The organism is Rhodococcus sp. UYP9, from assembly GCF_040547235.1.
Classification (GTDB): Bacteria; Actinomycetota; Actinomycetes; order Mycobacteriales; family Mycobacteriaceae; genus Rhodococcoides.
This window is the reverse complement of the sequence record NZ_JBEPPH010000001.1, coordinates 317,957-343,598: the sequence shown is the minus strand read 5'-3', so window position 1 is coordinate 343,598 and position 25,642 is coordinate 317,957. Positions and strand designations below refer to the sequence as shown.

The following is a 25,642-nucleotide window of genomic DNA, read 5'->3' as shown; positions in this document are numbered from 1 at the left end:
ATGACCGAAACTACGTTGCTACCGTTGACCGGCGCTCAAGTGGGAATCTGGAATGCCCAACGCCTCGAACCGGAGTCGCCGTATTACCTCGTCGGTGAAGTGCTCGAGATCGACGGGACAGCGAACGAGATTGCGATCGATGTTGTCACTCTCGTCGAGGCCATCGACGCGACCGTCCACGAAGCGGAAACGATGCGACTACGTTTCGTCGAGACCGAGGACGGACCTCGGCAGTGGATAGCCGATGCAGGTGCGGAGTCGGTACCGATCATCGACCTGACCGACGAAGCGGACCCGCGGGCGAGTGCGGCGGACCGCGTCCTGCACTGCAGAGCGCACGCGGCGGCGGAGTGCCGCAGCATGGTCGATCGTCGACTCTTCGCCTACACCCTGCTGCGCTTGTCGGCTACCGAAGTGTGGTGTGTCCAGCTCTACCACCACCTGATCGTCGACGGCTACTCGGCGGCAATGATCTCGCGTCGGCTGGCTGCACGGTACACCGCTGCTGTTGCGGGTACAGCGCTGCGCCCCAATGCGTTCGGATCGTTCAGCGATGTGGTGGACGAGGACGCGCGCTATCGTCGATCCTCGGAGTTCGAGACCGATCGTCTCTACTGGTCGCGCAGACTCGAACCACTTCCGGAAGACCTCCGACGCGCCGGCTCCGATGACGGCCCTAGCGGGCGAACCCATTCGGCCACCACCATCGTCGGCCGCGACGCCATGGACAGAATCAAGGCGATCGCTGACGACTGTGGTTGCACGTGGGCGGACGTGCTGATCGGCGCCTACACCGGTTTCGTGGCCCGTCTGCTCGGCACATCGGATGTCGTGGTCGCGTTTCCGATGATGGTGCGTACCACTCGGGCCGCGCTGACCACCCCCTCGATGGCCGTCAACGTGCTGCCACTGCGGGTTTCGGTCGACCTCGTCAGCGACATCTCCGCGTTGGCGACGTCGGTGGCGACCGCACTACGGGAACTTCGCGAGCACCAGCGATACCGCGGAGAGGATCTCGTTCGAGACCTCGCCGCTCCCGACGCAGGCGCGATTTTGCACGGCGTCGGAATCAATCTCAAAGCGTTCGACTTCGAGCTGAACTTCGCCGGTGCGGTCGGGACGCTGCGCAATGTCGCGGGCGGGCCGCCCGAGGAGTTCGGTCTCACCGCTACCCCGATCGAGGGTGGCCGGATGTTGCTGGGATTCGAAGTGGACGCAGATGAGGTGCCCGAGGCTCGCGTGCGAGCTCGAGTCGACGGGTTGTCCGCCCTGCTGTCGGCGCTGTGCTCGCCCACGAGCCCCCAGCTCGGCCAGGTGGACTTACGCTGCGGGGGAATCGATCCGGCATGGGCCCCAGTCGCAGTATCCACACAGTCCGATCAGGGGTTCATACCCGATATGTTCGCGGCAATGGTTGCCGCCCGGCCGGACACCGTGGTGCTGGCCGAATCCGACTCAGTCACCACCGCAGCCGAACTGGCGGATCGCGTCTACCGGATCGCGCGTCTGATCCGTGACCGCGGCGTGGGTGCGGGCGACGTCGTCGCGCTGGCGCTTGCTCGATCCTCGGATCTGGTGGCGGCGATGTTCGCGGTCTGGGAGGCGGGCGCGGGATACGTCGTTCTCGACCCCGCATATCCCACCGAGCGGTTGAACGATCTGGCCGCGCGTTCGAAGCCGTCCCTGCTGATCTGCGAACGAGACGCGTCGGTGACCGAGATCGATTGCGAGGTGGTGCAACTGGGCCTCGATCGGACAGTGCGTGAGCTGGAGTCTCTGCGCGGTGATCGTCTGGGCTCGCATGAGCTCGCGACTGCACGACACCCCGAGGACCTCGCCTACGTGTTGTTCACCTCGGGTTCGACCGGAACGCCGAAGGGCGTCATGGTCCGCACGGGCGGGCTGAGGAATCTGGTCCAGCGTCACCGTCACACGCTGTACGCCGATGCGACTCTCCGGGCCGGAGGTCGACGCCTTCGCGTTGCGCACACCACCTCGTTCGCCTTCGATGCTTCCTTGGATCCGCTGCTGTGGATTCTGGACGGGCACCGAATCCACCTGTACGACAGTGAAGTGCAGCGCGATGCGGAGCAACAGGTCGAGCTGTTCGCGGCGGACGGTATCGATGTGATCGACACGACGCCGTCGATGGCAGCGTTCCTCGTCGATACAGGACTCGCACCGCTCGGAACGATAGTTGTAGGCGGTGAGGCACTGCCGTCGAGCCTTGCCGGACGGCTCGTCTCGCGCGCGGCGCAGGTCTACAACATGTACGGACCGACGGAGGCCACCGTCGATGCGATCGGCGCCCAGGTCGACGGGCCGACAGTGCGTATCGGTCGGCCACTGGAAGGGACCGCGGCATACCTGCTGGACACCGCGCTCCGGCCCGTTCTGGAAGGCGAGACGGGTGAGCTCTATCTCGCAGGCCCGCAACTCGCGCGCGGGTATCTCGATCAACCCGACGCCACCGCGGATCGCTTCGTGGCAAACCCGTTCGGTATCACCGGTGAGCGCATGTACCGCACCGGTGACCTTGCTCGATGGCACTCCGAGAGCGGATACGAATACTTCGGTAGAGCAGACGATCAGGTCAAGATTCGTGGATATCGCGTCGAACTCGGTGAGGTGGAAGCGGCATTGGTGCACACCGTCGGTGTCGGCTCCGCGGTGGCCGTCGTCACCGGAACCGGTTCGGCGGCAAAACTGCTCGGCTACGTCGTTGCCGACAGCGGCGCCGCCTATCTGACCGGCGACCAGGTTCGACGCGATCTGCTCACCCGAATTCCGGAGCACATGGTGCCGTCGGTGGTGACAGTCCTCGACCGACTGCCGGTGACGGTCAACGGCAAGGTCGATCGGGCGAAGCTTCCCGATCCACGGCGGATCGGGACACCGACCTCACGAACTCCGAGTACCGCCGCCGAATATGCGTTGTGCTCGGTGCTCGCCGAGGTCCTCGATCTGGACGAGGTTGCTCTCGATGCCGACCTGTTCACGCTCGGTGGCGACAGCATCGCCGCTATCAGCATCAGCTCTCGTCTGCGTAGTCACGGAATCGTGCTCACTCCCAAGGAGATGCTGTCCGGTCGTGATCTGGTGACTCTCGCCGAGACGAGCAGGACCCTTGTCGCCGATGTCGACGCGTCGGTCGAGGACATCGAGTTCGGACCGGCCCCGGCTACGCCGATCATGCGCAACGTTCTCGGCCACAACCCGATCGAAACAGTTGCGGCGTACGCCCAATGGACCGCTGTCGAGGTGGACGACGCGCTCGATCTCGCTACCCTGCGCGAGGCAGGACTGGCTGTGCTCGAGCACCACCCTGCCCTGCGCATGATCGTCCGGGATCCCGCCGGCGTGGAGATTACCGAGAGCGCATCGGGCGCAGAGGTCGAGGTGGCCGAGTACGGTCCCCGCACTCGCCGCGAAGTCGAGGAGACACTCGCGAACTACGCCCGTATCTCGGCGGATTCGTTGTCGCTCGAGCGCGGAAACCTTATGCAGTCGGCCGTGATCAGGGTCTCCGACGGACCGGATGTGGTGCTGACCGTCGTGCATCACTTCGCCGTGGACGCGGTGTCGTGGCCCGTCCTACTGACCGATTTCATCTCGGCGTGCCGTGGGCATGGCCTGGCTCCCCGCACCGGCACCTCCTGGCGGCACCGCGCACTGGATCTGGCTGCTCGCGGCACTGTGCACCGGTACCTCGACGAGCTCGATCATTGGCACACCGTGCTGGGTAGCGGCAACGAACCGTTTGCCCACGGAACGCTTCGCGGCGGCATCGACACCCACGCGAGTGCGTCGATCACGCGGACCTCGGCATCCCCGGCCATCACCGATGCCGTCCTCGACGACCTGTGCAGCAAGTACCGAATGCGCCCGGACGAGATGCTGCTCGTTGCGTTGACGATCGCGGTGCGCGCCCACTGCGGCCGCGCACTGGCGGACTTCCCCGTCATGATGGAGGGCCACGGCCGCGATGCGGACGAACGCACCTCGGCCGGTCCGGGTTCGACCGTGGGATGGTTCACCACCGAATACCCGGTGTCGGCGCCGGTATCGCTTCTCGCGGAGAAGAAGGTGCTGGAAGCGGCGCAGGCTGGAAGCGGCGTCGTGGCCGATCTCCTTCACGAGATCAAAGCGCGACGACAGCGCAGCCGGGACAACGGCATCGGTTACGGGGTCCTACGATTCCTCGACGACGCGGGCACGGCACTCTCGGCCCTACCGTCACCACAGATCGTGCTGAATTACCTCGGTAAGTCGACCTCGATGGCGGGCCAGGGATGGCGGAGCGTGTCCTCGGATGCATTCGGGGTCGTCGAGCCACCGCTGCGGGTGCTCTCGGAGGCGTTGGCGCTCAACGTTTTCCTTCGCGACGGCCCGGCGGGGATGTATCTCGAGTTCGAATGGACCGCGGCGAGCGAAGTGCTGGACGCCGCGAGTGTGACCTCGCTCCAAGAATGCTTCGACGGGGCACTCGCCGCTCTTGCCGCGCATGCAGCGTTGTCGCCCGGCGGGCTCAGTGCAGTCGACTGCCCCGATGTCGCGATCACTCAGCGACAGATTCGAGAGCTCGAACTGCTGACCGGTCCGCTGGAGCGAGTGATGGCGCTCTCCCCGTTGCAAGAGGGGTTGCTCGCTCATTCCACACGCTATGCCGATCACGACGTCTACACGCTCACTGCAGTGGTCGACCTCGCAGGCGACCTAGACGTCGAGAGGCTACGGCGTGCGTTCGCAAGCGTCGTGGCCCGGCACTCCAACCTCGCAGCGGGCTTCCACTTCGACACCCTCGACACTCCGGTGCAGGCCGTGCCGCGCACGATCGACATCGCCTGGCGAAGTACCGATCTGCGTCTGCTGCCATCGGAGACCGCGGCGTCGGCCGCAATGTCGGCACAGCAACAGGCTTCCGGACGCGTCTTCGACGTGCGCACCGGACCGCTCCTGGCAGCACACGTGCTCGCGTTGCCGGGGGAGCGGACCCAACTGATCCTCAACGCACACCACCTGGTCACCGATGGGTGGTCCACTCCGATCGTCCTGCGCGAGTTGGTGCATCACTACAACCATGGAAGTCGGTCGCTACCTCCGGCCGCGGATTACGCCGAGTTCATCAGGTGGCTCTCCAGGCGCGATCGCAAAGCAATGCGTGCAGCGTGGGAGCTCAGGTTGTCCGGGCTGTCGGAGCCGACGTTGGTGGCGCGAGGAGAGAGCACCGGCGAACACGCCGTAACCACCGAGGTGACACTGTCTCCATCGTTGGGCGACCGAATTGCAGTCGTGGCCCGCGAGAACGGGTTGACGGTCAACACGTTCGTTCAGGGTGCGTGGAGCGCAGTGCTGTGTTCGCTCGTCGGCCGCGAGGACGTAGTTTTCGGCACCACGGTATCCGGACGCCCCGCGGACCTGGCGCGGGTGGAAGAGATGGTCGGGCTGTTCAGTACGACGGTTCCGGTCCGGATGCGGTTGGACGATCGCCCGCTTGCGCAGGTGCTCCGGGAGAGTCAGAACGAGCAATACGACCTCGGTGATGCCGAGCACCTGCCATCGCCGGACATCGCCGCGTGCAGCGACGTACCGAGTGGCACTGCTCTTTTCGACACACTCGTGGTGTTCGAGAACTACCCTGCACTCTTCGGCGGAGGGACGGTCGACACCGATCCCGACGGCACGCACATCACCGCAGTGGGCAATCTGAGTCTGACCCAATTCCCGTTGTCGCTGCTCGCGCCTCCGGGCGAGAGCTTCCGGCTCGTGGTCGATCACGACCCAACGGCGCTCGAATCGGCTACTGCTTCGGCCGTAGCGGCGGCGCTACCGAACGTCATCGAGGCTATGCTGGTCGGTCTCGACTCTCGCGCAGCCGATCTCGTGCCTTCGTCCGTGAACAGGCTGACCTCCTTACCTACGGAGATCCCTGCAGCCGTGCGTGTTCCAGCGGGAAGTCCTTCCGCGGTTCAGACCGTCACCGCGGTGTTGGCCGAGGTCCTCGATGCCCCGTTGCAGCCCGAGGACGACTTCTTCGAGCATGGCGGCCATTCGCTGGCAGCGATGCGGGCAGTCAGTGGCCTGCGTAAACGCGGGATCGTGGTGACTGTTGCGGACATCTTCGGTGCGCGCACCCCACGCGCGCTGGCGTCGCTCTCGCGCACGGTCTCCGTCGACCTCGTCCCGCCTGCCGGGCAAAGCAGCGACGTGCCGGTGCTCTCGTCCGCACAGGAGCGACTGTGGATTCTGCAGCGCCTCGAGCCCTCCTCCCACACGCACGATGTACCGGTGGTGCTGGAACTGTCGGGTCCGGTGGACCTCGGTGCCCTCGGCGCCGCGTGGCGAGACGTGCTTGCCCACTACCCGATCCTGCGCACCTGCTACCCGCCCGCCGAGAACGGCGAGCCCTCGGTACTGGTCCTCGCCGAGGACGCGATACCCGCAGTGCTGACGCGTGAGAGTGCCCTTTCGCTCACCGACGCCGTCCGAAATGAACTGACCGGCAACGCAGCAGTATTCGACATCGAAAACGCCGCACCGGTGCGAGCTGTTCATCTCACTGGAACCGACTGGGCAGCGCTGGTGATCGTGATTCACCACATCGCCGTCGACGGCGCCTCGGTGTCGCTGATTCTCGACGCCCTGGCCACGGCCTATCACGGTCACCTGGACGGCACGGCTGTGCTGCCGGCCGGGCAAGCTCCTGATTTCGCGGAGTTCGCAACAGCCGATCGCGCCCGGAAGAATTCGAAACAAGCGCAGGAGGCGTTGCAGTACTGGAGATCGCACCTCGCCTCGCTGCCGGTCGAGTTGGAACTGCCGATGGACCGGCCTCGCCCACGACATCCCACGCACACCTCGGTGTTCTCGACTCGAGAATTGACCGAAAAAATGGCTACGGCCGTTCGCGCTGCCGCCGTCCGCCACGGCGTCAGCCCGCTGATGTTGATGGAAGCTGCGGTGGCGTTGGCGTGGCAGCGGTTCGGCGCAGGAGAGGACATCGCGCTCGGCACGACGGTGTCGGAGCGAGAACTGTTCGACGACGGCAGGTACCGGGACACGGTCGGATACCTGGTCAACACCGTCGTTCATCGGATCGACCTGTCGGGCAACCCCACCCTCGCTCAGGTCCTCGACCGAGTGCGCACGGTAGGGGTGAATGCGCTGTCCTACCAGCAGGTTCCGTTCGATCGCGTCGTCGATGCGGTAGCGCCCGCACGTGCGAACGGACGCCATCCGCTGTTCCAGAGCTTCGTCGGACACGAGATCGGTGGCGAACCGGTTCGGTTGGGCGACGTCGAAGCGAGACCGGTCGATCCGATCGATCCACCCGCCCGGATGGACGTCGTGGTGTGGCTACGCGAACGCGGACCGTACACCGACGTCCGACTCGGTGCCGACGCCGATCTGTTCGACGCGGCCACCGCGGCGTATCTACTCGACGAGATTCTCGCTGTACTCGACCTTGTGGTTCATCGCCCGGATACGTCGATCATCCAGATCGGTGCTGACCTCCCGCTCTCGGACGAGCCGAGCCGGAGTACTGCTCCGCGTTCGGTGATCCAGCGGTTCGTGGACCAGGTTCACACCAGACCCGAGGACGTGGCGATCATGGCAGGCGGGCGTGTCTTCGACTACCGCCACGTAGGCGCACAGGTCGATTCGCTTGCACGAGAATTGATCGCGACGGGGGTGGGCCCTGGCAGCGTCGTCGGTATCGCCGTCGAACGAGACTGGAATCTGCCCATCGCACTGCTCGCAGTGCTGCGATGCGGTGCGGCATACCTCCCGCTGGACATCGACTATCCGCGAGAGCGGTTGCAGTACATGATCGAGGATGCAGCTCCGGTCTGTGTCATCACCACTGCCGCCGTGGCCGACTCGATCCGGTGGATGCAGCTACCGCAGGTCGACGCGGGAACGGTTGATACATCAGCAGATGTCGTACTGCCGCCACCCCCGGGACCGAGCGACCAGCTGGCCTACATCATCCACACCTCGGGCACGACGGGAAAGCCCAAGGGCGTCATGGTCACCACCACCAACGTGGCGGTATTCGCCGCCGCGGTAACCGGCATGGGATGGGTGCGTCCCACCGATCGGATCGCGGCGGTGACTACCGTGTCGTTCGATATCGCAGTACTGGAATTGCTGTGTCCGTTGACGATCGGTGCGGCCGTGGTTCTCGTGCCACGGGCGTCGGTGGTGGATCCGGCGAAGCTCGAGACGATCATCGAGGACTACGGCGTGACCGTGGTGCAGGCAACACCGTCGCTGTGGCGGTTGCTGCTCGATTCCGGTGACCGTGCAGGTCTTGCTCGAGTGCGTGCACTCGTCGGTGGGGAAGCCGTGCCGGCCGCGCTGGCCGATGCTCTGACGGGCGCCTGCGCCGAGGTGTGGAACGTGTACGGGCCCACCGAAGTCACAGTATGGGCCACTGCGGACAAGATGACACGTGGCAATCCCGTCAGCATCGGGTCCCCGTGGGACGGGGTGCGAGCGCACATTCTCGACGATATGTTGCGGCCGGTTCCCGAGGGCGCGAGCGGCGAGTTGTATCTGGGTGGAGCTCAGGTGGCCAGGGGATACCTCGGACGGCCCGGTCACACGGCAACCCGATTCGTCGCCGATCCGGAGCGAGTCGACGAACGTCTCTACCGGACAGGCGATCTCGTGCGCCGAAGAGGAGGACGCACCGAATACCTGCGGCGAACCGATGACCAGGTCAAGGTACGCGGATTCCGAGTCGAGCTCGGCGAGGTCGAGACGGCGCTGCGGACACTGCCCGGTGTTCGTGACGCAGCAGCCAAGGTCGTCGAGATCGCCGACGGCACTGCTCGCCTGTTCGGTTACGTCGTCTTGGGGACGACACCCGAAGATGCAGCCGTCGACCTCTCTCGGATGCGCGGGGACCTCGCGGACATGCTGCCCGATCAGTTCGTGCCGCAGACGATCACGGTGATCGACCACCTTCCCCGAACGCTGAACGGAAAGCTCGATCGATCGGCGCTTCCCGAACCCGAGATAGCAGCTCCTCCGGCAGTACCCGGAAAGACAGTGTCGGAGACTTCCGTATCGGCCGACCTACTCGCGACGGCCGGGGAGATTCTGGGTATCGAGGTCGATCCGGCGTCGAGCTTCTTCGAACTCGGCGGCGACAGCATCGCCGCCGTGCGGTTCGTTGCAGCCGCTGCCGAGCGCGGAGTCGACATCGCCGTCGCAGACGTCTTCGACGCGAGCACTCTCACCGAACTTGCGGCCCGGGCGTCCCGGACGGAATCAGGTTCAGCCCATGAGACAGAGGGGTTCTCGACTGAGCTCGTCGAGGTGGACGAGCAGGCCAAGGAGATGCTGAACGCGTCGTATCCCGGGTGGCAGCAGGTGCTCCCGCTGACACCGCTGCAGCGGGGCATGTACTTCCAATCGGTGACCGGCGGCAGAACCTCGACCGACAATTATCATGTGCAGCACCGGTTCACCTTCGCTGCGCCGATCGATCGACGTGCGCTCGGTGCGGCCGCGAATGCAGTGCTTCGCCGGTATCCGAACCTCGGCGCCGCCTTCACCCACACCGCTTTCGCCGAGCCCGTTGCGATAGTCGGCCCCAGCACGATATCCATCACGGACATACCGAGCGCCGACACCACACTCGACGCAATCGCCGCGGCCGAATTCGGGCGAGCCTTCGACCTCGATCATGCGCCGTTGATGCGGATGCTGATCGCCGTGACACCGAGCGGTTCCGAGGAACTCATCGTCACTCAGCACCATCTGTTGACCGATGCGTGGTCACAGGGCGTGATGTTCACCGAACTGTTCGTGCTGTACGGGGTGGCGCGCATGACGGCAGGCCTGTACCCGGAGGAGCCGGACATGGCGTCGGGGTTGGCGCGGGTGCTCGATCCACCGGCTGACTTCACCGATCATCTTCGCCGACTGGCCGACCGGGACGTCGTCGGTGCCACCGAGGCGTGGGCTCGATACCTGGGCGACCTCGCCGAGCCGACGTCGGTGGCACCTGCGCCCGATCGCGCGAGCATGGCACTTCCGCATCGACGCACGCGTGCGATCGATGCCGACGTGAGTGCCGGAATCGTCTCCGCTGCCGCAACACACGGAGTCACCGTCTCGACCATGGTGACATTGGCGTGGGCTCTGACGTTGCGACGCTTCACCGGACGCGACGATGTTGTCTTCGGCTCCACCGTGTCCGGGCGCGACCCGGTAGTGCCGTCGATCGATCGCATGGTGGGTCCGACGCTCAACACCGTCCCCGTCCGGGTGCGGATGCGCCCTGCGGCGCTGCTGCCGGAACTGTTGAAGGAGATGCTCGCAGAGCAGGGCGGGTTGATCGAACACCAGCATCTCGGGTTGGGCGAGATCAGCCGTGCGGCGGGGTTCGCCACCTTGTTCGACACGCTGCTCGTGTTTCGGAACATCGGCGGCGACGCTGCCCGCGTCGAGGTGTTCGAACGTGCGGGGATCACTGCTGCCGAGGCCGACGATGCCACGCACTACGCGATGACCGTCGACGTCGATCCGCGAAGTCGCAGTGGCGCGATGGAAGTGACGATGGAAAGCCGTCCGGATCTCATCGACGATCGCACTGCCGAATCGTTGCTGGAAATCATGACCGAGATGCTGGCGGCACTGATCGATTCGCAGACCGTCGCCGACACCGGCCGCCCGTTCGATGAACTGGAACGGACGCCGTTGATCGCCGATCGCGTCGCGGTTCCAGGTCCGGGAGAGCGTGAGGGCAGCATCGATGCATTGCTGTCCGAGCGGGCTGCGGCGACACCCGATGCACCCGCCTTGACCTGCGGAAGCGTGACGCTGAGCGCCCGCGAGTTCGACGACGCTGTCACCGCGATGGCGCGATACCTCGCAGCGACGGGTGTCGGGGTCGGTGACGTGGTCGCCTTGTTGCTCCCACGAACCACCGAACATGTGGTGGCAATCTTCGCCGTGATGCGTGCAGGCGCAGCGTATCTCCCGCTCGATCGCCAGAGCCCGGCTTCTCGGCTGCGGGAGATCCTCTCCGACAGTGGGGCTACGACCATCGTCACCTCGTCCGCAACTGCGGCCGCCGACGTCGTGACAGGGCTGGACATCGCCGTCGTGGATCTAGCGGATCCAGCAGTCGGCGACATTCTTTCCGGACATGCTGCGGCGCAACCGGTGTCGACAGATCGGATTGGTGGGCCACGTCATCGAGATCAGTCCGCCTACATCATCTACACCTCGGGCTCGACGGGTACACCCAAGGGCGTCGAGATCGGTCACCGCGGGTTGACGTCGATGTATCACAACCATCGCGCCGAGATCTTCGCCCGCACCGAACAGATTGTGGGGGGCAGGCAGCTACGCATTGCGCACACGGTGTCGTTCTCCTTCGACATGTCGTGGGAGGAACTGTTCTGGATGCTTGCCGGCCACCATGTCCACGTCATCGACGAGGATGCGCGAGCCAACCCCGTCACGTTGGTCGAGCATTATCGCAGCGTGGGAATCGACGTGGTGAACGTGACGCCGTCCTATGCAAGGGAATTGATCGCAGCCGGTCTGCTCGACGGTGAGCGAGCACCGACACTGGTCATGCTCGGCGGTGAAGCAGTCCCGCAGGAATTGTGGACGCGCCTGCGTGATCAGCGTGAGGTCGACGGTTACGACCTGTACGGGCCGACGGAGTTCACGATCAATGCCATGGGCTCGGCGGTCGCCGACAGTGAGACTCCATGCCTCGGAACCCCGGTGCGCAATGCTGTTGCGCGGGTCTTGGATTCGGGTCTTCGTCCGGTCGCGCCGGGTGCCGTCGGCGAGCTCTACATGTCGGGAGACGGTATCGCGCGCGGATACCGAGGCCGAGCCGGGCAGAGCAGTGCGGTGTTCGTGGCCGACCCGGTCGGGTCGGGTGAGCGGATGTACCGCACCGGAGATCTGGTCTGGTACCGCGAAGGCGGCAAACTGGAGTATCTCGGACGAGCCGACCGGCAGGTCAAGATCCGCGGAATCCGAATCGAACTGGGAGAGGTCGAGTCTGCACTCGAAGCGCTACCCGGCGTGGCGAGAGCCGCTGCGACCGTGCGGCAGCACGGTTCGAGCGCACGGTTGATCGGATACGTGGTCACCGACGGTGCGCCGTCGGAGCGCGATCTGCGGGAGATGCTCCGTGAGCGGGTTCCCGCACATCTGGTGCCCGCGCAGATCGTGGACATCGAGTCGATACCGCTGACCGTCAACGGAAAGCTCGATCGCGGTGCTCTCCCCGATCCTCCTGTTCGACACGCCGGTGAGAGCTTGCACACCGACAGTCAACGAACGGTAGCCGAGGTGTTCTGCGCGGTGCTCGGGCTCGACGAGATCGGTGCGGACGACGGCTTCGCCGACAGTGGCGGCGATTCCTTGGCGGCCATGGCGCTGGTGTCGATGCTCACCCGAAGAACCGGCATCGCGGTGGATGTCAACGAACTTCTCACCCGTCAATCGGTTGCAGCGCTAGCGCAACTCGTCGACACAGGGCGAGGCGAATGAAGATGTCAGGCCCGGCCGCGAACACCGCGTGCCGGTTACGATCGATGATCTCGAAAGGATCTATTTCAGTGTCTGATTCACAGTTTCGACGACGTGGCCTTCGCGTATTTGCCACCGCATCGGTGGCTTTTCTCGCACTAGGGTTGGCTGCGTGCAGCTCCGACAGTTCGAGCGAGGGCACCTCGGGTACCGAGACGCGAGTGGTCACTACCGACAAGGGTGATATCACGGTGCCCGCAGAGCCGCAGAAGATCGCCGTGCTGTCGGCAGGCCTCGCGGGCTACCTGTTCACACTCGATGCCCCCATCGCGATCACCGATACCAGGCTGCTCGGGGTGACGAATCTCGACGGCGGCTTCCCACCGCAGTGGGCGGAAAAGGCCGAGAAGCAGGGCACGCAAGAATTGCCTGCTGGTGAAGCGCTGAACATCGAGGCACTCGCCGCAGCCGAACCCGACCTCATCATCGGTGGCGGCCAGGGAATCTCCGCTGTTCAGGCGAACGAATCCTACGATCAGCTCAGCAATATCGCACCGACGGTATTGATTTCGTCTTCGCTCGCAACGTGGCAGGAACAGCTGACCGCGGTCGCCGAGGCAGCCGGTGAGAGCGAGAAGGTCGACGGTTTGCTGCAGGCCTACGAAGACAAGGTCGCCGAGGTGAAGGACTCGATCACCATTCCAGCGACGCCCGTGTCGTACTTCCTGTCGCTGAGCACCAACGAACCCGCGTTCATCCCACAGAGCGCCACCTTGCCCACTCTGCTTTCGGCCGTCGGTTTCGAGCCGGACGATGTGATCACCAAGGCGAACAACCCCGAACTGTACGGCTCGGGTGACTCGTTCATCATCAGCAACGAGCTGTTGGCGCCGGTCGGCAGTGCCCCGGCCATGTTCGTCGTTCCGGTCGCCGGACGCACTCTTGCAGAGCTCCAACAGGATCCGCTGTACGTCGGCCTGCCTGCATTCGCCGGCAACAAGGTCTACGAACTGCCTGCTACCAGCTACCGTCCGGACTACGACGGCGTGATGGCAACTCTGGACCAGGTCCAGGAGATGTTCACCGAATAGGGCTATCCGGTCCGAAATCTGTTCACCGAACAACGAAGGAAGAACACTGTGCTCACCCGTGAGACCGTCATCGGCGATATCGCCACCGCCCTGGATCGGCCGCTCGGCTCGATCAGCGAGGACACCAACCTGCTCGACGAAGGGTTGGACTCGATCCGCATCATGGGGCTTGTGGAACGATGGCGGTCCGCGGGTGCGCCCGATATCGACTTTCCGACGCTTGCCGCCGACCCGACCGTCGCGCATTGGATCGCCGTCGCGCTCGGCGAGTACTGAACACTTCTACGAGAGAGGGATTTTCGATGGTGGCGACTGTTCGCGAGGTCGAGGTTTTTCCGATTTGCATACGAGAACTGGACGTTCTACGGGTAGAGGACATCACCCCGGGAATGCGGCGAGTGATCGTCGGGGGTCCCTCGATGGATCGCCACGTTCGCGACGGTGTCGAACTTCCGCCGGTACGTACCAGAGGCTTCGACGACGACGTCAAGATTCTGCCCGTCGACCCAGCGACCGGCACCCTGCCGTTCACGGTTCCGGTCAACTCCGACAACGGGACAGTCGACTGGCCGGCGGGCTCGTTCCAGTACAGCCGGACGTACACCGTGCGCCGCTTCGACGAGGAAACCCGTGAGATGGCACTGGACTTCGCGATGCACGATGGTGGGCTGGCAGCAGGCTGGGCATTCGGAGTGCAGGCGGGGGAGAAGATCCTCATCGCCGGGCCCAAACATTCGTCGTCGCTGCCGCGTGAGGTGGATTGGATGCTGATCGCCGGAGACGAGACCGCGCTGCCCGCCATCGCGCATTGCCTGGAGAAGCTGCCGGCAGATCTGCCGGCCACGGTGGTGATCGAGGTGGCCGAGCCTTCGCACCGCCAGGAACTTTTCTCTGCGGCTTCGGTGGACATCACCTGGCTGTACCGCTCGGAGAACGACGGCCAGTCGCGGATGGTGGACACGGTGCAGGCCGCGCAGTGGCGTCCAGGCCAGCCGTATCTCTGGGTCGCAGGTGAGGCGTCGACCATCAAGCCTTTGCGCCGATGGGCCAAGCAGGACAAGCAGATCCCGAAGCAGTTCGTCGAGATCACCGGATACTGGCGTTTTCGTGAGACGTCCGCGGTGGCTGCGGGCCAACCGGTTCTCGATCCCGCAGGTGAGCCGAGTCCCGACGAACGACTCCACGAAATGTCGGAACTACTGCCGCCTTTCGCTATTCGTACCGCGGTGACAGTGGGTATCTTTGCCGCCGTCGACGGCGGCAAAGAGTCCGCGGATGCCATTGCAGCGGAATGCGCGACGCATCCGGGTGCGACGGCGAAGCTGCTGCGACACCTCGTGCTGATGGATCTGTTGAGCAACGACGACGGCCGCTTCACCCTGACCGAGATGGGATCCATCCTCGCCGATCAGGACACCTTCGCCAGTCAGGCATTGCACTTCGACAAGATCCACACTCGTCTCGATCTGGCGTTCCTCGGATTGCTCGAATCGGTCCGGACGGGGTTGCCCGCCACCACGCACAGCTTCCTCGACAAGAAAGCCGATCCGAGCTTCATCGAAGACTTCCACGAAGAGTCCGCGTTCGGAGCGGTGTACCGCGCCCCGGCGTTGCCGGATGCGGTGGACCTCGTGGACGTGACCTCCGTGGCGATCTACGGCGAAGGCGCCGGGGTGTACGCCGACACGCTGGCACGTGTGCGCCCGGAATTGTCGATATCTCTGGTCGGGCTTCCGGCCTTGAACGCCAGGAACCTCGGTGACGTCGCGGAGACGCGTCGGGACGCGATCACCCGCATCGATGCCAGTGAGTTCGCAGCTTTGGCGGCACCCGTCGACTTGGTGATCGCTGTCGACGTGCTCGACACGCATCCGGACTCCGACGCTCTGCTGCTGTTGCGCACCCTCGGGACATCGGCCGCGCGAGTCGTGCTGATCACCGACCTACTCGATCCGTCGACGACGGACGATCACGATACCGAGGAGGACCTGCTGCGGCTGTGTCTCTACGGCGCCGGGCGTCGTACCGAAGCGGAGGTGTGCGCGTTGGTGGCCGAATCCGGCGGCGGAGCCGCACGGGTGGGGTCACTGGGGTGGGGGTCGACGGTGTTGGAGTTCGCGGCACCCCTGTACGAAAGCCACAGGGTAGGCTAGCCTACGAAAATGGTCATCGTAGCGAGGGCGAAGAAATGAGCGAAGGCGAACTCGGCTTCTACTACGCCGACGTAGTGGGCGTGGAACAACTCACCACGCACATGGTGCGGGTGACGTTCGGCGGAGAGCACCTGGCCCGTTACGAGGGCATCGGTGCACCGGACGAATGCGTCGCTGTCTACTTCCCGCGCAACGGTGAAACTGCCCCACCGCCGATGACCGAGGTCGACGGCGTCTGGTGGTACCACGGAATCGAAGACGTCCCCGACGGTCGTAACTACACGGTCCGGCGGTTGAACAGCGCCGCAGGCGAGCTGGTCATCGACTTCGTCGCACACGACGGGGGAGTGGCAGCCACCTGGGCGCTGCAGGCAACCGTCGGCCAACGGGTGCTGCTGGCCCGTCCGCGATCCTGGTACCGCGTTCCGGCCGACGTTCAGTGGCAACTCCTCGTCGCCGACATGACCGGACTCCCCGCGCTCGGACGCATCATCGAGGAGCTTCCGGCCGGCGTGAGAGCTCACGCCGTCGTAGAGGTTCTCGAGCGGGGTGACATCCAAAGTTTCGACACGGCAGCATCCGTCACCTACGACTGGCGCATCGGTTCCGGAAACGGTGACTGCGCAAGCGTTCTCGACGACGCCGTACGCGACTACGAACTACCCGAAGGCGTCGGATACGTGTGGTTCGCAGGTGAGGCCGCATCTTCGCGGGTAGTACGCAAGTACTTCCGCAAGGACCGAGGTTTCGACATCGCGCACTTCCACATCATCGGATACTGGCGCGCGCGGTCCGAACAGTGGCTCGAGAAGTACAAGAAATACCAGAGCGAGGCACTGGCGCTCTACAACAGCGTCATCGAGGCCGGGCGCACCGAACAAGAGGCGAGCGAGGAATTCGACGCGATGCTCGAGCGCGTCGGGCTGTAGGGGACCTTCACCGCGCCGAGGGCTTCGGCATGAACAACGCAGCAACCGCCATCAGCACGGCCGCCGCCGCCACCCCGAGGAAGACCACGTGGATGGCGTCGGACAGCTGTTGTGGGTCGGGTTCGCCCGGGCCGGAGATCCGGGAGTTGACGATGGCCCCGAAGATGGCAACGCCGACGGCACTTCCGATCGATCGCGCAAACATGTTGGTGGCGGTGACGACGCCACGTTCGGACCACTCGACGCTCGATTGCGCGGCGATGAGGGTGGGACTGGCGATCAACCCCATGCCGAGACCGATGACGAAACACACCACAGCGATCTGCCAGATGGCGCTACCGGAACCGATGAACGTCGACGCCACTGCGCCGACGAGGGCGATGGACGCACCGGTCAACGCGGTCGTGCGAAAGCCGAACCGGAGATAGAGCCTGCCCGATTGCGAGGCCGCGATCGGCCATCCAAGGGTGAGCGTCGCGAGTGCGAAGCCCGCCACGATCGCGCCGGTCCCGAGTACCCCTTGGACGAAGGTCGGTACATACGACGTCAGGCCCAGAACCAGCGCTCCGACGAGCAACGAGATGACGCTACTGACGAGAAGGACTCGCCGGGTGAAGACCCATAGCGGCAGAATCGGCTCGGGCACTCGCGTCTGCACCCACGCGAACAGCGCGAGTGAGAGGACACCTGCGGAAAAGACCGAGACACTGATCGGCGACGCCCAAGACCACGACTGCCCGCCTTCGAGCAGGCCCAACAGCATCAGTGCTGCACCCGTGGTGAGCAAGCCTGCTCCGAGGTAGTCGATCTTCGGCCTCGTCCGTTCTACGGCACCCTCGTGAAACTTGGTGATCAGCATCCACGCCGCGAGCAGACACAACGGGATGTTGACGAAGAAGATCCAGCGCCACGACAGGTATTCGGAGAAGACGCCGCCGAGGGCCGGGCCCAGCACCGCCGACATCGCCCAGACGCTCGCGAGATATCCCTGTGCTTTCGCGCGTTCGGCCAACGTGTAGATGTCACCGGCGATGGTGATCGACATCGGTTGCACGGCGCCCGCACCGAGACCCTGGACCGCTCGAAAAGCGATCAGGGCCGGCATGCTCCACGCCAGCCCGCACAGAATCGAACCGAGCAGGAAGACACCGATTCCGAACAGCATGATCCTCTTGCGTCCGAACAGGTCGGACAACTTGCCGTACAACGGCACCGACACAGCCTGGGCGAGCAGGTAGATCGAGAACAACCACGGGAACTGACCGAAGCCGCCGAGGTCGCCGACGATGGTCAGCACCGCGGTGGCGATGATCGTGGAATCCAACGCAACCAGCGATGTGCTGAGCATCAACGCGATGAGTACGGGCCCGCGTTCGGACCGGAAGCCGACGTCGGCGACCTCGTTGTTCGTTGCCATTGCAGTTCATTGTTCTCCCGTCACCGGGAGAGCGCGCCATCAGGCCCAGATAGGGTGATTACGTGCGCCCAACTCTTCATAGCTATCAGCATCTGGCCGGCGGCAAGGTTCGCGATCTCTACATCGTCGACGACGACCACCTGCTTCTCGTCGCGAGCGACCGCATCTCCGCCTACGACCACGTCCTCGATACCCCGATCCCCGACAAGGGCAGGGTCCTGACGGCGATGAGCGTCTTCTTCTTCGACCAGCTCGGCGGGGTGAATCATCTCGCCGGTGATCCGCTCGACGAGAGGATCCCGCAGGAACTGCTCGGGCGGGCTCTGGTGGTGAAGAAGCTGCAGATGGTCCCGATCGAGTGCGTCGTCCGTGGCTATCTGACAGGTTCCGGATTGTCGGACTACCGCAGCACCGGCGCGGTATGCGGAGTCGAATTGCCGCAGGGCCTCGTCGAGTCCTCCAAGCTGGACGAGCCGATCTTCACTCCCGCCGCCAAGGCCGCGATGGGGGAGCACGACGAGAATGTCGACTTCCAGACCGTCGTCGATCAGGTTGGGGAAGCGCTTGCCTTCAAGCTCCGCTCGGAAACCCTCGAGATCTACATCAGTGCAGCGAATTTCGCGCTCGATCGTGGAATCATCCTGGCCGACACAAAGTTCGAGTTCGGTCTCGACCGTGACGGCAACCTCGTACTCGCAGACGAGGTTCTCACTCCCGACTCCTCGCGCTACTGGCCCGCCGACGGCTACGCCGAAGGTCGGGTGCAGCCGAGTTTCGACAAGCAGTACGTCCGCGACTGGCTCACCGGTGAATCCGGCTGGGACCGCCATGGGCAGACCCCACCGCCGCCGCTTCCAGACGAAGTCGTCGCAGCGACACGCGCACGTTACATCGAGGCCTACGAACGCATTTCGGGTCTGAACTTCGAAGATTGGGTCAAGCCATGACACTCACACCACCGATCGCCAAGAAGATTCCGCTGAAGCGAACCCATCATGGCGATACCTTCGTGGACAATTACGAATGGCTGCGTAACAAGGATGACGCCGAGGTAATCGCCTACCTCGAGGCCGAGAATGCGTACACCGAGCAGGAGACCGCCGGGCTGGCCGAGCTGCGGGGGCAAATATTCGACGAGATCAAATCGCGCACGCAGGAAACCGATCTTTCGGTCCCGACGCGGATGGGCAACTGGTGGTATTACTCGCGCACCCTCGAAGGGAAGTCGTACGGGCTCCAATGCCGTTGCCCGGTCGACTCACCCGACAACTGGACCCCGCCGACACTGTCGGCGGACACCGAGATCGCCGGCGAGCAGATCCTCCTCGACTCCAATCTCGAAGCAGAAGGACACGACTTCTTCTCGCTCGGCGCCTTCTCGATCAGCCAGGACGGGAACCTGCTGGCCTACTCGACCGACACCGAGGGCGACGAGCGATACACGCTGCGTTTCAAGGACCTCTCGACCGGCGAACTGCTCGCAGACACGATCGAGAACGTCTCCACGGGTGCGACGTGGGCTATCGATCACCGCCACGTCTTCTATCAAACTGTCGATGAATCCTGGCGGCCGGACACCGTGTGGCGTCACACCCTCGGCACCCCTACCGAGCAGGACCAGAAGGTCTTCCACGAGCCCGACGAAAGCTACTGGGTCGGTTTCGGATCCACGCGCAGCGAAAAATACCTGATGATCTGGGTGGGGTCGAAGATCACCACCGAATGCCTCGTCCTCGAATCCGCCGATCCCGAAGGCGAATTCCGCGTCGTTCTCCCGCGCGTCGACGGAGTCGAATACAGCGTCGAGCACGCCGTCGTGAAGGGTGAGGACCGGTTCCTCATCCAGCACAACGGATCGGTGAACGGCTGGGGCACCGAAGGGGAGAAGGCCGAGAACTTCCTGCTCGCCGAGGCTCCTGTCGACAATCCCGAGGACCAGCGGATCCTCGTTCCACATCGCGACGACGTTCGACTCGAGGACGTCGATGCGTTTGCCGATCACCTCGTACTGAACTATCGACGCGAGGCTCTGACGAGGTTGGCGATCTGGCCGCTCGACGAGAACGGTTACGGCGACTACACGGAGATGACGTTCGACGAGGAGCTCTACTCCGTCGGAGCGGGTTCCAACCCGGAGTGGAGTCAGCCTCTGCTGCGTTTGGTGTACACCTCGTTCATCACCCCCGCCAAGGTCTACGACTACGACCTCGCGACGGGTGAGATGCTGCTGCGTAGGTCGCAACCGGTATTGGGCGACTTCGACGCGAACGACTATGTCCAGCATCGTGAGTGGGCCACCGCCGCGGACGGAACTCGGATTCCGTTGTCGGTCGTCCTGCGCAAGGATGTGCCGGAAGGGCCTGCTCCGACGCTGCTGTACGGCTACGGTTCGTACGAGGCGAGCATGGATCCGTCCTTCTCGGTCGCACGGCTCTCGCTGCTGGATCGGGGCATCGTGTTCGTCGTCGCGCACGTTCGCGGCGGCGGTGAGATGGGTAGAGCGTGGTACGACAACGGCAAGACCCTGACGAAGAAGAACACGTTCACCGACTTCGTCGCTGCCGCACAGTATCTGATCGACAGTGGTCGTACCTCGCCCGAGCATCTCGTCGCCGACGGCGGAAGTGCCGGTGGCCTGCTGATGGGCGCGGCCGCGAACCTCGCACCCGAACTGTTCAACGGGATTCTCGCCAATGTGCCGTTCGTCGATCCCTTGACCTCGATCCTCGACCCATCGCTGCCACTGACCGTCATCGAATGGGACGAATGGGGTAATCCTTTGGCCGACATACAGGTGTACGAGTACATGAAGTCCTACAGCCCCTACGAGAACGTCGAGGCGAAGGACTACCCGAGCATCCTGGCGATCACCTCGATCAACGACACCCGGGTGCTGTACGTCGAGCCGGCGAAATGGGTTGCTGCGCTGCGCGCTACGAAGACCGGTGACTCCGACCTACTACTCAAGACCGAAATGAGTGCGGGCCACGGTGGCGTCAGCGGGCGCTACGAGAAGTGGAAGGAAGCAGCCTTCGAGTACGCCTGGATCGTGGACAAGACAGGCGGCTCACTCGACTACCGCCAGAGGTAACGGACCTGCGGTCGACCCGCTTTGCCGTATTCGGTGATGCGGGTGACCAGTCCGTCGTCGGCGAGGCGCTCGAGGTACCGCCAGGCCGTTACTCGCGACACCCCGCCCGCCTTGGCGACCTCGGAGGCGTTGAGGCCGGCGGGCGCCTCGCGGACGATGGCGGTGATGCCGTCCATCGTCTGCGGCGCAATGCCTTTGGGTGTGGAGGCGCGTTCGTCGGCGATGCGCAGATGGGACATTGCGCGGTCGATGTCGCGTTGACTGGCTGCACTCTTACCCGCAGGCAGCGCGTCGTGAAATTCGCGATACCGTTCGAGCTTGTCGCGGAACGCAGCGAAGGTGAACGGCTTGAGGAGATACAGAACGACACCGTGGGCGACCGCGGACCGCACGACCGAGAGATCACGCTCGGACGTGATGGCGATGACGTCCGGGCTCGGACGCAGACCGCCCAGAGCGGCCGCCACGTCGATGCCGTTGGCGTCGGGCAGGCCGATGTCGAGAAGGACGAGATCTATGGGTTCCTCGGCCCGGCTTGCCGCGCGCATCGCACCGTGTCCGCTGTGCGCGACTGCGGCGACGGTAAAGCCGGGCACTCGGTCGACGTAGCTTCGGTGCGCCTCGGCGATCAGCGGTTCGTCGTCCACGATAAGGACCCTGATCACGACCGGTCTCCGGACGGGATGCGAGCGAGGAGCACCGAACCGTAGGTGAGAGCGGTCGTTACCTCCCCGCGGTGACGCTTGACGACCTGGGTGACCAATGCTAGTCCGAGTCCACGGGAATCGGCCTTCGTCGAATAGCCGCGAGTCATCGCGGTACGCAACGTTTCCGGTGACATTCCAGGGCCGCTGTCGGCCACACGAACGATGAGAACATCATCGGAGTCACGGACCGTCACTTCGACCCACGGTTGTTCGGATTCTTTCGAGGCATCGATCGCATTGTCTATCAGATTTCCCACCACGGTCACCAATTCACGCGGAGTCAGCACGCCCACGGGTCCGAGCGCAGTGTCCTCGGTGACGGTCAGTTCCACGCCCTGTTCGCCGGCCTGGCTCATCTTGCCGAGCAGCAGTGCCGCCAGCGCGGGTTCCTGCACGGATGCCATCAATCGGTCGATCAGATGCTGTGACAACTCCAGGTCTGCAGTTGCGAACTCGACAGCTTCCTCGGAGCGGCCGAGTTCGATCATGGTGATGACCGTGTGCAGACGGTTCGCCGATTCATGGGCCTGCGACCGGAGTGATTCGGCGAAGCTGCGGACCGAATCGAGTTCGCCCATGATGTTCTGCAGTTCGGTGCGGTCACGGATGCTGAGGACCTGGCCGAGCCGAGTGCCCTCCCACATCACCGGATCCTGGTTGACGAACAGGACTCTCGAATCGGTGAGATGAAGTTCGCCGCGGACGATTCCGGTGTCCATCGACTGCATCGACTGCATCGACTCCGGCAGCGAGGCCCGCGTCACCGGCCCATCCGCGAGGTCGAGAAGTCGACGCGCTTCGTCGTTGACGAGTTCGGCACTTTCACCCTCGCCGAACACCACCAGTCCTTCCCCGATCGAATGCAGCACGGCATCGTGATGGCCGTACATGGTGCGCAACTGCGCAGGCGCCATTCCCAGGGTCTGCCGTCGGAGACGTCGACCGAGAAGCACGGATCCTGCTGCAGCGGCGGCGAATCCCGCAAGTACGACGGCGAAGATCATGGGTAGACCACGAACGAACTGTTCGCTGATCTTCGCGCGGGTGACGCCTGCCGATACGAGACCGACGATATTTCCGGACGTGTCGATGACCGGGGTGACCGCACGGATCGACGGACCGAGCGACCCGACGTACGTCTCGGTGATGGTCTCACCGCGCAGCGCGTCATCGATGTTGCCGCTGAAAGGTTTACCGATCAGGTCGACGGTCGTGTGCGTGAATCTGGTGCGGTTCGGTGCCATGACGACGATGAAGTCGACGCCGGTGATCTTGCGGATACGTTCGGTTTCGGGTTGCAAGCGAGCCGTCGGATTTTCGGAGGCAATAGCCAACGGCGTCGACGGTTCGTTGGCGATGGCGGCGGCCACCGCGACGACTACCCGGGATGTCGCTTCGTCACTGTTGGAGCGTTCGTTCAGGACGGTGAGGATGCCGCCTGCGGCGACCACGACAGCGATGACCGCCAGCTGCAACAGCAATACCTGCCCTGCCACGCTCGTCGGACGCTTGGCCATGTCATGTCACCTCGAAGAAATAGTAGAACCGTGAACAGAATGAACGTATTGGTGACTGTGGCCTCGATCTGCACCAGCATCGTTCCCTAGCGCGGCGTGATCCACCTCACGCTGCACAAGTCGCAGATATAGCCGCAGAGGACGTACCAATGACTACCAGCATCGATGCTGACACAAGCCAGACCCCGCCGCCCAAGCCCAAGGTGAAGCGGGACAAGACCCACTGGCTGTACATCGCCGTGATCATCGCAGTGGTCGCCGGCGTCATCGTCGGTCTGCTGTGGAAGGAAGTCGGCGTCGACCTGGCGGTGCTCGGCACATTGTTCGTCAGTTTGATCAAGATGATGATCAGCCCGGTCATCTTCTGCACCATCGTCCTCGGCATCGGATCGGTGCGAGCCGCAGCCAGTGTCGGCAAGGTCGGCGGACTGGCGCTTGCCTACTTCCTCACTATGTCGACCATCGCCCTCGGGATCGGCATGGTCGTCGGCAACCTCATCCAGCCAGGCAGCGGCCTCAACATCCCGGCCAGTGGCGCAGGCGACAAGTACGCGGCCACCGCGGAGGGTGCGGGCGGCACGATGGACTTCATCGCCGGCATCATTCCGGAGACGCTCCTGTCCTCGCTGACCGAAGGCTCGGTGCTGCAGACTCTGTTCGTAGCAATCCTCGTCGGCTTCGCGCTGCAAGCGATGGGTAAGCAGGGCGAAGGCATCCTCAAGGGAATCGGCGCAGTGCAGAAACTCGTCTTCCGCATACTGACGATGATCCTGTGGCTCGCTCCGATCGGCGCCTTCGGTGCCATCGCAGGCGTCGTCGGCGCGACCGGATTCGACGCCGTCATCCAGCTCGGCACCCTGATGTTGGCGTTCTACATCACCTGCGCCATCTTCGTCTTCGGCTTCCTCGGCCTGATTCTTCGTTTCGTCGCAGGCTTCTCGATCTTCAAGCTGGTCAAATACCTGGCTCGTGAATACCTGCTCATCGTCGCGACCAGCTCCTCCGAGTCGGCCCTGCCGCGGCTGATCGCCAAGATGGAGCATGTCGGTGTCGAGCGCACCACCGTCGGAATCGTTGTCCCGACCGGATACTCGTTCAACCTGGACGGCACCGCCATCTACCTGACGATGGCGTCGATCTTCATCGCCGACGCCATGAACCTGCCGCTGTCGATCCCTGAGCAGTTCTCGTTGCTGCTCTTCATGATCATCGCCAGCAAGGGTGCCGCAGGTGTCTCCGGTGCCGGTCTAGCCACGCTCGCCGGCGGCTTGCAGAGTCACCGCCCCGAGTTGCTCGACGGCATCGGCCTCATCGTCGGAATCGACCGCTTCATGTCCGAAGCTCGTGCAGTGACCAACTTCTCCGGCAACGCCGTCGCCACCCTGCTGGTGGGCACGTGGACCAAGACGATCGACGCATCCCGCGTCAAAACAGTTCTCGACGGCAACTTGCCGTTCGACGAGACCACCATGGTCGACGATCACCTCCCGGAGGACGACAAGCGCGTAGAGCGCGTCGAACTCGAGAAGGACTCGGCCAGGGTCTGATACCTGCCGGGCGCCGCGCACCCCCCGTCGCCCGGTTCGGAAATGAAGAGAACGACCCTCACCGAGGGTCGTTCTCTTTTCATATGGTCGGTTCCCCTTCCCGCGATAACCACAGGTAAGTTCGTCGGCATGACTGAAGTTCAGAACATCGGCATCAACACGCTGGGCGGCGCGCCCACCACGCTCGATGAGTACGCAGGCCGAGCAGTGTTGGTGGTGAACGTCGCATCCAAGTGCGGCCTGACCCCTCAATACTCCACCCTCGAAAAGATGGCCACCGAATACGCGGCACAGGGCTTGTCGGTAATCGGCATCCCCTGCAACCAGTTCGGTGGACAGGAACCCGGCACAGCCGAAGAGATCGAATCGTTCTGCTCCACCACCTACGGCGTCACCTTCCCGATGTTCGAGAAGGTCGATGTCAACGGCGAGAACCGGCACCCGCTCTACGCCGAGCTCACCAAGGCCGAAGACGCGGACGGCACCGCAGGCGACATCCAGTGGAACTTCGAGAAGTTCCTGATCTCGCCCGACGGCGTCGTCACCAACCGGTTCCGTCCCCGCACCGAACCCGATGCACCCGAAGTTCTCGCAGCGATCGACAAGATCCTGCCGAAAGAGACCATCGCCGTTTAGACACGGTCAATGCTGATGTCGAGCCTCGTTCACCCTGGTGC

General features: G+C 64.0%; 12 protein-coding genes. 9 read left to right on the top strand and 3 right to left on the bottom strand.

What is annotated here, in order from left to right; genetic code table 11:
- The 5 genes from ABIB36_RS01675 to ABIB36_RS01655 all read left to right on the top strand — a co-directional run bounded on the left by ABIB36_RS01675 (window position 1) and on the right by ABIB36_RS01655 (window position 16,686).
- On the top strand, window positions 1-12,534 hold the full coding sequence (locus ABIB36_RS01675) for a non-ribosomal peptide synthetase (protein ID WP_354558965.1): 12,534 nt from the start codon (window positions 1-3) through the stop codon (window positions 12,532-12,534).
- 68 nt (window positions 12,535-12,602) lie between these two features.
- A complete protein-coding gene (locus ABIB36_RS01670; RefSeq protein WP_256895632.1) occupies window positions 12,603-13,604 on the top strand; it encodes an ABC transporter substrate-binding protein in 1,002 nt (333 codons plus the stop codon).
- A 48-nt stretch (window positions 13,605-13,652) separates the two neighbouring features.
- Window positions 13,653-13,880: a phosphopantetheine-binding protein gene (locus tag ABIB36_RS01665; protein ID WP_256895633.1), complete on the top strand. Its 228-nt coding sequence runs from the start codon at window positions 13,653-13,655 to the stop codon at window positions 13,878-13,880.
- Between the two features lie 26 nt (window positions 13,881-13,906).
- Window positions 13,907-15,757, top strand: a complete 1,851-nt coding sequence (locus ABIB36_RS01660) for a siderophore-interacting protein (RefSeq protein ID WP_354558964.1) — start codon at window positions 13,907-13,909, stop codon at window positions 15,755-15,757.
- A 35-nt stretch (window positions 15,758-15,792) separates the two neighbouring features.
- Window positions 15,793-16,686 carry a siderophore-interacting protein gene (locus tag ABIB36_RS01655; RefSeq protein WP_354558963.1) on the top strand — a complete coding sequence of 298 codons (894 nt, stop codon included), beginning with the start codon at window positions 15,793-15,795 and terminating at the stop codon, window positions 16,684-16,686.
- Window positions 16,687-16,693: 7 nt separating this feature from the next.
- Here ABIB36_RS01655 and ABIB36_RS01650 read toward each other — a convergent pair whose 3' ends face one another.
- Window positions 16,694-18,103, bottom strand: a complete 1,410-nt coding sequence (locus tag ABIB36_RS01650; RefSeq protein WP_084347060.1) for an MDR family MFS transporter — start codon at window positions 18,101-18,103, stop codon at window positions 16,694-16,696.
- A 62-nt stretch (window positions 18,104-18,165) separates the two neighbouring features.
- Between ABIB36_RS01650 and ABIB36_RS01645 the strand changes: the two genes are divergently transcribed.
- Together ABIB36_RS01645 and ABIB36_RS01640 are read left to right on the top strand one after the other, a co-directional pair.
- Window positions 18,166-19,050 (top strand): phosphoribosylaminoimidazolesuccinocarboxamide synthase, encoded by an 885-nt coding sequence (locus ABIB36_RS01645; protein WP_084347061.1) that lies wholly within the window; start codon window positions 18,166-18,168, stop codon window positions 19,048-19,050.
- Window positions 19,047-21,194, top strand: coding sequence for a S9 family peptidase (locus tag ABIB36_RS01640; protein WP_354558962.1), 2,148 nt, complete (start codon window positions 19,047-19,049; stop codon window positions 21,192-21,194). Before ABIB36_RS01645 ends, ABIB36_RS01640 begins: the two co-directional genes overlap by 4 nt.
- Here the strand turns inward: ABIB36_RS01640 and ABIB36_RS01635 are convergent.
- Both ABIB36_RS01635 and ABIB36_RS01630 read right to left on the bottom strand, forming a co-directional pair.
- Window positions 21,179-21,859 (bottom strand): response regulator, encoded by a 681-nt coding sequence (locus ABIB36_RS01635; protein ID WP_084347063.1) that lies wholly within the window; start codon window positions 21,857-21,859, stop codon window positions 21,179-21,181. The two genes, ABIB36_RS01640 and ABIB36_RS01635, sit on opposite strands and share 16 nt — an antisense overlap.
- The gene (locus tag ABIB36_RS01630; RefSeq protein WP_354558961.1) at window positions 21,856-23,418 is read right to left on the bottom strand and encodes a sensor histidine kinase; all 1,563 of its coding nucleotides are present in this window, start codon (window positions 23,416-23,418) and stop codon (window positions 21,856-21,858) included. The genes ABIB36_RS01635 and ABIB36_RS01630 overlap by 4 nt, the downstream gene beginning before the upstream one ends.
- A 149-nt stretch (window positions 23,419-23,567) precedes the next feature.
- On the opposite strand from ABIB36_RS01630, the gene ABIB36_RS01625 reads away from it, so the two are divergent.
- Together ABIB36_RS01625 and ABIB36_RS01620 are read left to right on the top strand one after the other, a co-directional pair.
- Window positions 23,568-24,965 carry a cation:dicarboxylate symporter family transporter gene (locus ABIB36_RS01625; RefSeq protein WP_084347065.1) on the top strand — a complete coding sequence of 466 codons (1,398 nt, stop codon included), beginning with the start codon at window positions 23,568-23,570 and terminating at the stop codon, window positions 24,963-24,965.
- Between the two features lie 129 nt (window positions 24,966-25,094).
- Complete coding sequence (locus tag ABIB36_RS01620; RefSeq protein WP_084347119.1) at window positions 25,095-25,601, top strand: glutathione peroxidase; 507 nt, start codon at window positions 25,095-25,097, stop codon at window positions 25,599-25,601.
- Window positions 25,602-25,642 lie beyond the last annotated feature (41 nt).